9 protein-coding genes are annotated in these 13,669 nt (G+C 36.5%); 4 read left to right on the top strand and 5 right to left on the bottom strand.

Features of this window, described 5'->3' with window-relative positions; all coding sequences use genetic code 11:
* Positions 1–50: 50 nt before the first annotated feature.
* The 5 genes from ABVZ64_RS09345 to ABVZ64_RS09325 form a co-directional block, all read right to left on the bottom strand.
* Positions 51–629, bottom strand: coding sequence for a hypothetical protein (locus ABVZ64_RS09345; protein ID WP_352400748.1), 579 nt, complete (start codon positions 627–629; stop codon positions 51–53).
* A 145-nt stretch (positions 630–774) separates the two neighbouring features.
* A complete protein-coding gene (gene bioA / locus ABVZ64_RS09340) occupies positions 775–2,118 on the bottom strand; it encodes an adenosylmethionine--8-amino-7-oxononanoate transaminase (protein ID WP_352400747.1) in 1,344 nt (447 codons plus the stop codon).
* A complete protein-coding gene (gene bioD / locus ABVZ64_RS09335; RefSeq protein WP_352400746.1) occupies positions 2,118–2,798 on the bottom strand; it encodes a dethiobiotin synthase in 681 nt (226 codons plus the stop codon). The genes bioA and bioD overlap by 1 nt, the downstream gene beginning before the upstream one ends.
* The gene (gene bioB / locus ABVZ64_RS09330; RefSeq protein WP_352400745.1) at positions 2,791–3,762 is read right to left on the bottom strand and encodes a biotin synthase BioB; all 972 of its coding nucleotides are present in this window, start codon (positions 3,760–3,762) and stop codon (positions 2,791–2,793) included. Before bioB ends, bioD begins: the two co-directional genes overlap by 8 nt.
* A gap of 4 nt (positions 3,763–3,766) precedes the next feature.
* Complete coding sequence (locus ABVZ64_RS09325) at positions 3,767–4,315, bottom strand: biotin transporter BioY (RefSeq protein ID WP_352400744.1); 549 nt, start codon at positions 4,313–4,315, stop codon at positions 3,767–3,769.
* A 548-nt stretch (positions 4,316–4,863) separates the two neighbouring features.
* Between ABVZ64_RS09325 and ABVZ64_RS09320 the strand changes: the two genes are divergently transcribed.
* From ABVZ64_RS09320 to ABVZ64_RS09305, 4 genes are all read left to right on the top strand, one after another.
* A complete protein-coding gene (locus tag ABVZ64_RS09320) occupies positions 4,864–6,030 on the top strand; it encodes a flagellin N-terminal helical domain-containing protein (RefSeq protein WP_352400743.1) in 1,167 nt (388 codons plus the stop codon).
* 568 nt (positions 6,031–6,598) lie between these two features.
* Complete coding sequence (locus ABVZ64_RS09315; protein WP_352400742.1) at positions 6,599–9,601, top strand: EAL domain-containing protein; 3,003 nt, start codon at positions 6,599–6,601, stop codon at positions 9,599–9,601.
* A gap of 321 nt (positions 9,602–9,922) precedes the next feature.
* Positions 9,923–11,752 carry a translational GTPase TypA gene (typA, locus tag ABVZ64_RS09310; protein ID WP_352400741.1) on the top strand — a complete coding sequence of 610 codons (1,830 nt, stop codon included), beginning with the start codon at positions 9,923–9,925 and terminating at the stop codon, positions 11,750–11,752.
* 30 nt (positions 11,753–11,782) lie between these two features.
* Positions 11,783–13,411 carry a putative polysaccharide biosynthesis protein gene (locus ABVZ64_RS09305; RefSeq protein WP_352400740.1) on the top strand — a complete coding sequence of 543 codons (1,629 nt, stop codon included), beginning with the start codon at positions 11,783–11,785 and terminating at the stop codon, positions 13,409–13,411.
* Positions 13,412–13,669: the final 258 nt, after the last annotated feature.

The following is a 13,669-nucleotide window of genomic DNA, read 5'->3' as shown; positions in this document are numbered from 1 at the left end:
AATGTGTTAGCTATGCGATGATACTGCAAAGTATTTAGGAAGAATTTTTCTTATGTGAATCGAATGTCAGCGGTTGCAAGCTGTGCCGCATTAAATTTTTGTATTTCCTTTGCTTTTCTATCAAGTAGATATAAATCAACCATTTCCCAAAGGGAAAAAGTTCCCGCAATATTGATAAAGTCCGTAAAAAGCTGACCTTTATTGTTGCTTGATAGGTAATAGGAAAAAGCAAGGAGAGTAGCACCAACAATGAGTAAACCGATAATGGTAATTAGATTTATCTTTAAATCCTGCTTTTTATCCTCAAGAACTAATCCGTAATGATTTTTGATTGCCTGAACCAAAATCTCTTTCTCCTCACTGTTTACCTGTTCTATTTGAACATCCAATATGACAGAATACTTAAGTGGGATATGATAAATTACATTATCTAGATAATCGGTAAAACTTCCATCCAGTTCTTCATGGTCTTTTATACAAAAGGGGGAAAAGGCACTCTCAACATTTTTAAGATGGATACGAACCAATGCATTATCATTTTCATCAAGAAAAAAATTAGCAATATATTGCTGTTTGTCAAACTGGGCCTTTTTATATTTTTTTAACTTGGCATTTAAAAATCTGGTCATTTTTATTCACCTTTCAAGGTTTTTTGGCACAATAAATGTATCAGATTTTATTATGGAAATCAAGGTTATTTCAATTTTTAATGATTGTTAAAAGAATAGAAATCTTATTTGTTTTCGTGGGGAAATCTTTCAAAAAACCTAACAGTTAGCTTTTAAAATAAAAATCTATAGCTTCTTTTGTAATTTCAATGGCTTTATCTAACTCCAGGGGAGTGATATTAAGAGGAGGGTTGAAATAAAGCACATCGCCTAAAGGGCGTAGGATTAACCCCCGCTTTAACCCTTCCTTATATATCTGATAACCAACCCTTAAATCAGGATTGAAGGGCTTTTTAGTATCCTTATTTTCAACAAGTTCCAAGGCATGAATGAGGCCAATGGATCTAATTTCTCCAATGTGCTTATGATTTTCTAAAGTGGTATGCATTTGTTTGCTTAAGTACAAGGCGTTCTTTTGTGCAGTCTCTAATATTTTTTCTTCTTTAAGCACCTTTAGCACACGCAGCGCAGCGGCACACCCAAGAGGATTTCCGCTATAAGTGTGGCTATGCATAAAAGCCTTACCCTCATGATAGTCTCCATAAAAAGCATGATAGACTTTTTCTGTGGTCACCGTTAGAGACATAGGCATATATCCTCCCGTTAGCCCTTTAGACAGACACATCAGATCCGGTGTGATTGCAACGTGGTTACAAGCAAACATTTTACCTGTACGACCAAACCCAGTGGCTATTTCATCTGCAATGAGCAATACATTGTGCTTATCACACAGGTTTCGCAGTTTCACTAAATAGAGGGGGGGATACATTCGCATCCCTGCACTGCCTTGTAAAAGAGGCTCTATGATGATTGCCGCTGTTTGTTGTCCATATTTTTGAAAGGATTTCTCTGCTTTTTCAAAACACTCACAATCACAGTTATCTCTGTTTTTATAATAGGGGCAACGAAAGCAGTCTGGGGCGTCAATCTGAATGGTATCCATCAACATGGGTTTATATATTTTAGCATATAAATCCATGGCCCCTACGGATAAAGCCCCAATGGTTTCTCCGTGATATCCGTGGGATAGGCACATGAACCTAGTTTTTTTAGAGTTACCCATCTGATACTGATATTGAAAAGCCATTTTTAATGCACACTCAACGGCAGCGGAACCATTATCAGAAAAATGAAACCTTGTAAGGCCAGAAGGTAGAACTTTTGATAACTCCTCACACAACATTATGGCGCCTTCATGAGTAAAATTTGCAAATATAACATGTTCTAAGGTGTCAAGCTGATTTTTGATTCCTTCTGTAATGATAGGGTTACAATGTCCCAAAAGGTTACACCACCATGAACTAACAATATCAATATACTCTTTTCCATATACATCATAAAGATATACTCCTTTTCCTCGTGAAATGGGAATTGGGGCTAACTCTTCATAATCTTTCATCTGGGAGCATGGATGCCAAATATGTTTTAAATCCCGTTCTTCCAATCCCATCAAAATACCTCCCTTTTAAAAATGTCTTTTAGCTTATTCAAAGAAATATTAAGATTTACATCTCCCTCTTTAACACAGGCAAGGACAGGCACTCCTGTAAGGATTTCAATCATTTTGATATTATTCCGCTCCATTTCATTGCCAGTGTAATGATTCAAAATGATTCCAGAAATATGAATTTGCCTTTGCTTCAAGTATTCAGTTGTTAATACAGTAGCGTTTATTGTGCCAAGTCCTGCATCTGCCACAACCAGACAGGAGAGAGAAAGGGCTTTCACAATGTCTTCAAGTAAAATTTGCGCTTCCTCATCCCACCGAAGAGGGCATACAATACCTCCACTCCCTTCTGTTACGACATAGTCAAAACTACAACAAACTTTCTTATAATCCGCCTTGATTTTCCTTAAGCTTACGGGATTTCCCTCTAGCTTTGCAGCTAGATGAGGGGATACTGGTGTCTTATATAAATAAGAAAGTAAACTTTCTTTCTCTTGATCTATTTGTGCAAATTCATTCACAAAGCCTGCATCACTTTCATGGATACTTCTTGCACCACTTAGAACAGCTTTATAATAACCACAATGTAATCCATGTTGTCTCATGGCCTTAACCAATAGGGCTGATATGTATGTTTTACCAATATCAGTTCCTGTTGCAGTTACAAACACTCCTTCAACCATGGTTTTTTTTCACCTCAAATCCTAATTCAGCTATCATTTTTAAATCTGCCTCAATTGAAAAACCTGATGTGGTTAGCATATCGCCAGAAATAGCCGCATTTGCACCACTCAAGAAACAAGAGCGGCCCTTATCATGTAAAAGATTTCGTCCTCCTGCCAGGCGAATAAAAGCACAGGGCAGTATAAAACGATAGACAGCAACAATCCGCCTTATTTCATCTTCTGAAAGGGGTTGTAAGTTTTCGTAAGGAGTCCCTTTGATTGGATTAAGTACATTGATTGGAACACTTTTTACATTCAGTGCTTTTAGAGAAAAGGCTAAGTCGATACGGTCTTCCAGGCTTTCTCCAATACCAAAGATACCACCACTGCATATGTACATTCCAACTTCTTTGGCAAAACCAATGGCAGTAACCTTATCTTCAAAGGTATGGGTGGTACACATATTGGGAAAGTTATTTTTTGAAGTTTCCAAGTTGTTGTGAATTCGGGTAAGGCCAACTTGGTATAAACGTGTGTATTGCTCTTTGGTCAAAAGTCCAAAGGAACCGCAAATCTCAATAGGGACTGAAGTTTTCATTTGTTCAACAACAGAACAAATTTGCTCCAGTTCTTGTTCAACAAGGGTTTTGCCAGATGTCACCAAAGAATATCGTTGAACTCCTCTATCTGCATTGTATTTTGCATGAGAAATGATTTCATCTGCTGAAAGTAGGGGATAATCTTGGCAATCTGCATCATGATGAATAGATTGGGCACAGTATTTACAATTTTCTGAGCATCGTCCACTTTTTGCATTGATGATTGTACAAATATCAAAAGTATTTTGGCAGTAATGCTTTCGTATTTCATTTGCGTTTTGGCAAAGCTCCTCTAAAGGTTGGGAGAACAGCATGAGTGCCTCATTCTTTGTAATGGTGGAACCATATAATATTTTTTCCTTTATTAAAGTAACAAAATGCATGTTTTTACCCCTTTCTTATCACCGGAATGATTCTTTTTGCAATGATCGCAGCAATAACACATAAGACTATATCCCCCGGCACTGCTAAAATGAAACAATATAAAAAAAGCGGCCATAGTCTAATTGGTGTGTTTAAATAAAAGTTAGAAATGGCATAGTAATATACCATCCCAAAAAGATAAACAATACCTAAACCAAGAAAATTTGCAGTATATAGCTTTCTATAAGAGGGGTTTGATACCTTGTTTGCAATATTCCCTGTTACATAAGCACCAACAAAAAATCCGATGATATATCCAAAGGTTGGAGTAAAAATATACCCTAGCCCACCGCCTTGGGTAAAAACAGGAAGTGCCATCAACCCCAATAATATATATATACCAACACTCATCGCTCCAAGTTTTCCGCCTAAAAGCAATCCAGCTAGCATTGTAAATAAGTATTGCAATGTAAAGGGAACAACGGGTACTGGTATGCGGATAAATGCACCAATGGTAATTAGTGCTGCAAACAACCCAACTAAAGTAATTTCCTTGATTCGTAATATTTTCATATTCTGCCTCCGTCATATTTTGGTAAAGCTTTGCATTTTGTGCGGCCATGTTTCCGTTAGAAGTAAGATTAACAGTGGTTCACCTTATTGTCAACTTAATTTTTTATAAAAGTTTACAATCAAAAGAAGGAAGTTGCTTCTTTTAGATTTTTTTGTAAGGTTCATGATTTTATTTTTGAACTTCAAGAAAGGGATTTAATGTGTATTAGAATATAAAAGCAGCGGGTTTTCAATAAAAAAATGATATATTCGAAAATATAACTGATTTTACGCCAAAAAAATTATTTTTGCCCTAAATTTTTGTTCCAAAAAGATTTTCAGTTGAAAAAGTTGTTGATTTAAAATTTTTTTTTGTAAAACTATTAAGAAGTGTAAAATTCATCCGATTAATAAGTTGTACAACAAAAAAAGGAAATTGATGTTGTATAAATATTGGTAACTTATATAATTACCAATTTAAAGCAAAGTCAGTGCACGGATTTTGCTTGTATATTTCAAGTTGGAATGTAAGGACACATTCCCTATAACAAACAAGGAGGTTTTTTATTATGAGAATTCAACACAATATCGCAGCTTTAAACTCCCACAGACAGTTGGGTGCTAACAACAACTCCGTAGGCAAGAACCTTGAAAAGTTATCCTCTGGTTACAGAATCAACAGAGCTGGTGACGATGCCGCTGGTTTGGCTATCTCTGAAAAAATGAGAGCACAGATCAAAGGTTTGGAAACAGCTACAAAGAACGCTAACGATGGTATCTCTTTGGTTCAGACAGCGGAAGGTGCTTTGACAGAAGTTCACTCTATGTTAAATCGTATGGTTGAATTGGCTACACAGTCCGCTAACGGTACATATGATAACTCCGTTGACCGTGCAAACCTTCAGAAGGAAGTAACATCCTTGAAGTCTGAAATTGATAGAATTTCTCAGAGCACAAACTACAATGGTATCAAATTGTTGGATGGTAGCAAGAATGGTGCTCATACATTAGGTACAGTTGGTGCTAGTATCAATGCAGCAGCTGGTATTGCAAACATTGATCTTACAAATTTGGCATCTACAGCTGGAATTGATGGAACAACCAATACATTAACATTGGCATATGATAAAGATACAAATATCTTTACAGCTACAATGGTCACAGGTGGCAACACTCTGACTGATACTGTTAAAATTGACCCTACTGCGATTGCCGCTGGTCAGGAACAAACAGTTTCTTTCTCTAACACAGGATTGAAGATTTCCTTAAATAGTGCGTTTGCAAAAGGAACTTCTATTACTGCTACCAACACTATCACAACAACTTATGATGCAACAAAGGGCATGAACCTTCAGGTTGGTGACACCAATGATGCATTCAACAAAGTTGGTGTAAAAATTGGTAACATGAACTCTACCTCTCTTGGTATTGGTGCCATTGATATTAGCACAGAAGCTGGCGCAGGTTCCGCAATTAACTTGTTAAAAACAGCAATCAACACAGTATCTTCCACTCGTGGTGACTTAGGTGCTATCCAGAACCGTTTGGAACACACAATCAGCAACTTGGGTGTAACAACTGAAAACTTAACTGCTGCTGAAAGCCGTATTCGTGACGTTGACATGGCAGAAGAAATGATGGAATTCACAAAGAATAACATCCTTACACAGGCTTCTCAGGCTATGCTTGCTCAGGCTAACCAGTTACCTCAGGGTGTATTGCAGTTATTACAGTAATTTTAAAAATTTTATTGCTTTACCGCAATAATCAAAGCCCATACCTTTGGTATGGGCTTTCTTAATCTTTCATTTTAGATTTTAACCATGGTTTTAAAGTAGGATTCGTTTTGCTATTCACTCATTTTTGAATGGTATAGTTTGCTTGCAAAAGCTACTATTATAAATCACTTGTTCATTTCATGAAAAAATAATTTTTAAGCTTTCGCTACATTACGCATGAATTTCCTTTGATTTGTACAATTTATTTTATGTAAACTTTTAAACTATGTTTATACAGATTATAACCTTAAGTTTCATATGGATCAAATGATTCAATTTTTTTATTGAAATACATAACACAGTAACGTGGTAGCGTATTGACTTTTTAAATAGGAAATGCTAGAATTAGTTTCTATTCATTACATAAATTATGGAATTTCATTCCATCTATAACTAAAAATAAATCTTTTAGTTCACGAAATATTAAGTCCAAAAAAATATTTATCACCGCAGTAAAAACATAATTCAGAAAATCCATACAAATAACGAATGATTTATAGAAAATCTTGCAAGGAGGATTTTTGCTATGCCTCTAACAAAAAACATCCTAATTGTTGACGATAATAAAATGAATAGGCAAGTTTTGTCCAAAATTTTAAGTGACAATTATAATGTATTGGAAGCAGAAAATGGAAGAGAAGCACTTGATATATTACAAAGATTGTACAAAAGCATTTCTGTAATTCTGCTTGATATAGTTATGCCTATCATGAATGGGTATGAAATGCTGGCAGAAATTCACGGGGATGCTTTTTGGTCTAAAATCCCTGTTATTGTCACTTCGGGGAATGAGGAGATTGACGCAGAAGTAAAGGCCTTGTCCCTTGGCGCCCAAGATTTTATCCAGAAACCCTATATACCAGATGTAATAAAGCATAGGGTAGCGAATACCATTTATTTGCGAGAAACTGCTGCTATCGTAAATTCTGTTCAAAGGGATGCATTAACAGGTTTGTATTCTAAGGAGTATTTTTATTGCTTAGTTGAAGAAATTTTACTTAATCATCCCAACAAAAAGTATGATATTATCTGCGCGGACATTGAGCGATTTAAACTAGTCAATGAATTATGTGGTATCAAGGAAGGGGACTCCCTCCTAAAATACGTTGCACAAATGATTCAAAATAAAGTCAATGATTTAGGGGTATGCGGAAGAATAGGCGGCGACATTTTTGCAATTATTATGGAACACCAGGAGAAATACCGCGAGGAGGATTTTCTGGAAACGGTAGAATATATTAATCAATTCAATACCAATTTGCACTGTGTTATAAAATATGGAATCTATGTTATTGAAGATAGAACGTTACCAGCTGATATCATGTGTGACCGTGCACGTTTGGCTTTAGAGTCTATTAAAGGAAAGTATAAAACCCATTTTTCATACTACGATGATACAATCCGACAGGAGCTTTTGGATGAGCAGTTCATATTATCAAATATGAAAGCTGCTTTAACAAACCGAGAGTTTGTTGTTTATTTTCAACCAAAATTTGAATTGATGACTGAGCAAATCTGCAGTGCAGAGGCCTTGGTTAGGTGGGTTCATCCAATAAAAGGCATGATTCCGCCAAACCGTTTTATCAAAACGTTTGAGAAAAACGGATTTATAACGGAACTGGATTTTTATGTATGGGAAGAAACCTGCAAATGGATTCGCTCTTGGATAGACAGAGGGAATACACCAATACCTATATCAATTAATATGTCAAGGGCTGATATCTATAATCCTAAAATTGATATCATTTTACTCTCACTGCTTAGCAAATACAATTTAAATCCCAGTCATATATTTCTGGAAATTACGGAAACGGCTTACACCGAAAATTCAGAACAAATGATAGAGGTCGTTGACCGCCTAAAGAAATTAGGTTTTATTATTGAAATGGACGACTTTGGAAGTGGCTATTCGTCCTTGAATATGCTTTCGGAGCTTCCAATTGATGTCATTAAATTGGATATGCGTTTTGTTCAAAACGAAGATAGTTCAAGAAACAAGCGTAGCATCATGAGTTTTGTCATTAGCCTTGCAAAGTGGATGGGACTAATGGTTATTGCTGAGGGAGTCGAAACAGAAGAACAGGTTAATCTTTTAAAAGTCCTTGGGTGTCAACGGGTACAAGGCTATTATTTTTCAAAGCCATTACCTATGGATTCATTTGAAGAATTAATTCACAGGGTGAACTTGCAAAATTTTGAAGTAACTAATATTATCTCTCCCATTTCTATGGGTAAAGGAAGAGATAATATACTAAGCCTAGATGTAGAAAAAAAAGCGATGTTGATTTTTGATATGGACGCTGTTGAATTTTTATCTTTCCATGGAGTATTTCAACATAAATTTACAATTTTAACGGCAACTGCCATTGATGAAGCAAGGCATACGATTTGTAATTACAAAACAAACATTGCAATCATGATTTTTTCTATCACAAATAATATTTCGTTAGACGAAATTTCTGCCATGATACTGCTTTGTAAAAGCTACGATATCCCTGTAATCACCATTCATAATAATATAGAATTTATTAGCCCAATTGTTTCCTTTGGAGCTCTTGACTGTATAATGAAGCCATATGTGATTGAAACTTTAGAAAACAAGGTGGAAAATACATTGTGCCGCATGAGGGTTTCCCAGTTCCAAAAAGAGGTTAAAATTAATGATGCTATCACAGAAATGAAAAGGCGAGCCGAAGTTGATTTCTTGTCAGGTTTGTTAAATAGATCTGAGCTGAAAAGTAGGATTCAAGAATTTTACGAAAAGAAAAAAGGTTCCCAAGGTATTTTTATTCTCATAGACATTGATCATTTTAAATCTATCAATTTAGCACTGGGATACGGCGTAGGGGACAAGGTGCTTTGCGCTGTTGGGGAAATGTTAGTTTCAATTTTTGAAGAAACCGATATTGTTAGTCGAATCGATAGTGATTTATTTGCAGTATTTATACCAAAAGAAATCCAAATATATGAACTAGAACGGAAGTTAGATAAGGTATGTCATTCTATTGCTTATGATAAATCAAATTTAAACCTAACATTGACCTGTTCCGTAGGCGTTTGTCTCACACCACAGCATGCAATGAACTTTGATGATCTTTATAATTACGCTGAAATTGCCCTGGTAAATGCAAAAAAAGATCATCCAAAACACTTTGTATTTTTTGAGGAGGGGATGAAAATCCCACTAAATGAAAAGGTTGAGGAACAGGCCCTTGCTCTTTTGGATGATGTGTCGGATGCTATGTTTGTTTGTGACGCACTGACAAGTGAAATCATATATATTAACGACACTGCTTGCAAAATTATCAACAAGGATAGAAACAGTTGTATGGGAGCCAGGTGTTATCAGCTTTTCTGGGATAGTTGTAAAAACTGTGATTTTTGTTACCATGTCAATAGTCATAATATTGCTTTTTATGAAGAAGATACATACTTAAAAGATGGAAAGACAAAAATTCATTTAAAAGCGAAAGTTGGGCAATGGGATGGAAATAAAGTCAAAATACATTACCTCCAAAAGAAGAATTAGTCTCTGCATCGAAGGAAGTAAATAAATTTTAAAAAGAAGCGCCGTAGCAATTTTTGTTGATTGTATCATACAAAAAAATTGCTACGGCGTTTTATAAAAGCTAAGCCTAAGTAGAAAAGGCAATTTTACAATAAAATAGCTCAATAATGACTAATGAAAATGCAAAATTATTGAATATTATTTTATAAATCAAGGTTTTTTTGAATGTCAAAACAAAATTTTAGAAAAAAAACAACATTTTTCACGAAGAATAATTGCATAGGGAAGAAGGCTGTGCTAAAATATAACGATGCTTAAATAAAGAAATGATTGGAGTTTGTTATGAAACAAAAGATTGAAAATATCAGGAACGTGGCAATCATCGCCCACGTTGATCATGGTAAAACAACGCTGGTAGACCAGTTATTACGTCAGAGCGGCATTTTCCGTTCTAACCAAGTAGTACAGGAACGTGTTATGGATAGCGGTGATATTGAACGTGAAAGAGGCATTACCATTCTTTCTAAAAATACTGCGGTAAACTTCAATGATACTAAAATTAACATCATTGATACCCCCGGCCATGCGGATTTTGGTGGCGAGGTTGAGCGTGTATTAAAAATGGTAGATGGTGTTGTTTTGGTTGTAGACGCTTTTGAAGGCCCTATGCCTCAAACAAAATTTGTTTTACGCAAAGCATTGGAGTTAAATCATCCTGTTGTTGTTTGTGTAAACAAGGTTGACCGTCCTGAAGCTCGTCCTGACGACGTGGTAGACGAAGTTTTGGAACTTTTTATGGAACTGGATGCAAACGACCAGCAGTTGGATTCTCCTTTTGTTTTTGCTTCTGCAAGAGGTGGCTATGCTTCCACTGACTCTTCTGCCAGAGAAGGGGATATGATGCCTTTATTTGAGGCAATTATAAATCACATTCCTGGCCCAAGTGGTGATTTGGACGAACCTTTGCAGGGATTAATCTCTACCATCGATTATAGTGAATATGTTGGTCGAATTGGTATTGGTAAGATTGAAAACGGCACCATTCATGTGAATGATGAAGTTGTTGTTTTGAATATGCATAATGAAGATATGCAAAAGAAGCTGCGTATTACAAAGCTTTACCTATTTGAAGGACTTCAGAGGGTAGAGGTAAAAGAAGCAAGCGTTGGTAATATTGTTGCCATTAGTGGTATCGAAAACATTATGATTGGTGATACCATTTGTTCACCTGAAAAGCCTGAAGCTTTGCCTTTTGTGAAAATTTCGGAGCCCACATTGTCCATGAATTTCGCTGTAAATGATAGTCCATTTGCTGGACAAGATGGTAAGTATGTTACTTCCCGTCAGCTTAGAGATAGATTATTCAAAGAACTAAATACGGATGTAAGCCTTAGAGTTGAGGATACAGAGTCTATGGATTGTATGCGTGTTTCTGGCAGAGGTGAATTACACCTCTCCATTTTGATTGAAACATTACGTCGTGAAGGGTATGAGTTCCAGGTTTCTAAACCAGAAGTTTTGTTAAAGGAAATCGATGGAAAACAATGTGAACCAATGGAATTGGTAACCATCGACGTGCCAGAAGAATTCGTTGGAAATGTAATTGAAAAGCTTGGTTCTAGAAAGGGCGAGATGACTAATATGTCCCCTGCAAAAGGAGGATACACTCGTTTGGAATTTAGCATTCCTGCTAGAGGCTTGATTGGTTATCGTAACGAATTTATGACAGATACAAAAGGGAATGGTATTTTAAATTCTCTTTTTGACGGATATGAACCTTATAAAGGTGAAATTCCTACTCGTTCCCAGGGCTCTTTGGTGGCTTTTGAAAGCGGAGAAGCGATCACTTATGGTTTGTACAACGCTCAGGAAAGAGGTAGCTTGTTTATTGGTGCCGGGGTTAAAGTATACGAAGGTATGATTGTTGGCAGAAATGCTCGTGTTGATGATATGGATATTAACGTCTGCAAGAAAAAGCAGCTTACAAATACACGTTCTTCCGGTTCGGATGATTCCTTGCGTCTAACACCTCATATTCAAATGTCACTGGAACAATGCATGGAATTTATTAGCGAGGATGAATTATTAGAGGTAACACCGCTGAATTTGCGTATGCGTAAGAAAATTTTAGACAACAACTTACGTAGAAAACAAAGAGCACGTAGTAACTAATATTTAGAACAGTAATGCATGAGGTGCGATATGGCAGAAAGAACAAAAAGAAAAGGTTCCTTTGTCAAACAGGCCGCCATTTTAGCGACGGCTGGTATCCTTGTACGCTTTTTAGGCTTTATATACCGTGTTCCTCTCACCAATATGATTGGAGATCAGGGAAACGGTATTTACAGCGCCGGTTATTATATCTATACCTTTTTGCTGATTCTTTCATCGGCAGGATTACCTGCTGCAATCTCAAAAATGGTATCAGAACGAATTGCGGTAAAACAATATCGTAACGCACATAGAGTCTTTCAGGGAGCTTTGATTGTTTCGGGCTCCCTAGGCTTGTTGTTTGCAGTTTTACTGGGTGTATTTGGGCAACAGGTTGCAAACTGGGCTAATGCCCCAGAAAGCTATTATTGTATATTGACCCTATCCCCTACCATATTTATTGTTGCCGTTATGTCGGCTTATAGAGGATATTTTCAAGGCATGAATACCATGGTTCCCACGGCAATTTCTCAAATTGTGGAACAAGTTTTTAATGCCTTTTTCAGTGTCTACCTAGCCTATGTGTTCCTTAGTTTTGGCGTCAAAGCAGGTCAAAAGAATATTCCAATGGGGGCTGCAGGCGGTACAGCAGGGACTGGTATTGGCGCGTTTGCTGGCCTGTTGGTTGTGATGTTTAGCTATTTTTTAATCAGACCTACCATTGTAAAAAAAGTTAGACGTTGTCAGCAGCCTTTTGAGGAGAGCTATACCGATACAGCAAAGCAATTATTAAAAACAGCATGGCCAATTATTGCCGGCACCGCAGTGTTTAGTATCACCAATCTAATCGATATGAACATGGTTACTCGAATCTTAGAATCAACTGGCTTTTCTCATAGTGAGGCCATGGATTTATACGGTCAGCTTTCCGGTAAGTATGTTACCTTAACAACATTACCCGTTTCAATTTCCACTGCGTTAGCAACAGCGGCCCTACCCAGTATTGCTGCTTCAGCGAAGCTAAAAGAATTTAAGCAAGTACGACGAAAGATGAATTTAACCTTCCGTATTTCTATGATTATTTCTGTGCCTGCTGCTGTGGGAATCGGCGTACTAGGTGGTCCAATTATTCATATGTTGTTTCCAATGGCATCAGATGGCGGTGCACTACTGACAGTCGGTTCAATTTCCATATTATTTCTTGCATTATGCCAAACTGCAACAGGGATTTTACAGGGTATCGGACACATAAAGGTGCCTGTTGTGGGAGCTATTTTAGGTGCTATTACCAAGGTGCTATTAAACTATTTGTTGATTGGTATTCCAGAGTTAAATGTATTAGGAGCAGTTTTATCAACCACAGGGTGCTACTTCGTTGCGGCTGTGTTTGATGTGATTATGTTGACAAGGATAACAAAGGTTAAATTTGATATGATGGGTACATTACTTAAACCGGTTGCTGGTTCAATTGTTATGGGCATTGCAGCCTTAGCCTCATATCATGTAATCAATATGATTTATCCAAGCAATACAATTGCAACACTGCTATCCATCGTTTTTGCTATGGGGATTTATGGAATGGTAATGCTTTTGATTGGTGGTATTACTGAAGAAGATTTAAATAGCCTACCAATGGGTAGGAAAGTAATCCATATTTTAAGACGATTCCGAATGCTATAATGAAAAGCCTGAAATTACTGAACAACAGTATTTCCAGGCTTTTTTTGCTTCTAATACCAGAACGAAAAGAATTGAATCTTTTTGGGTCTGTGTTTATGAACTTCCTTTTTATAATTACATGGGATGATTCAAGCAAATAGGCTCAATCACTGTAAAGTCAACTTAATATTAGCTCCAACTTTACCTTGTTTTTTTAGAAAGGTCTTTTTTGTTTCTATAAGGTATACTTATATTCTTTTAAAATTAACATTCGTTTTT

The sequence above is a fragment of the Anaerotignum sp. genome (genome assembly GCF_040307045.1).
Lineage (GTDB): Bacteria > Bacillota > Clostridia > Lachnospirales > Anaerotignaceae > Chakrabartyella.
The sequence above is the reverse complement of the archived record's forward strand: the minus strand, read 5'-3'. Positions and strand labels throughout refer to the sequence as shown.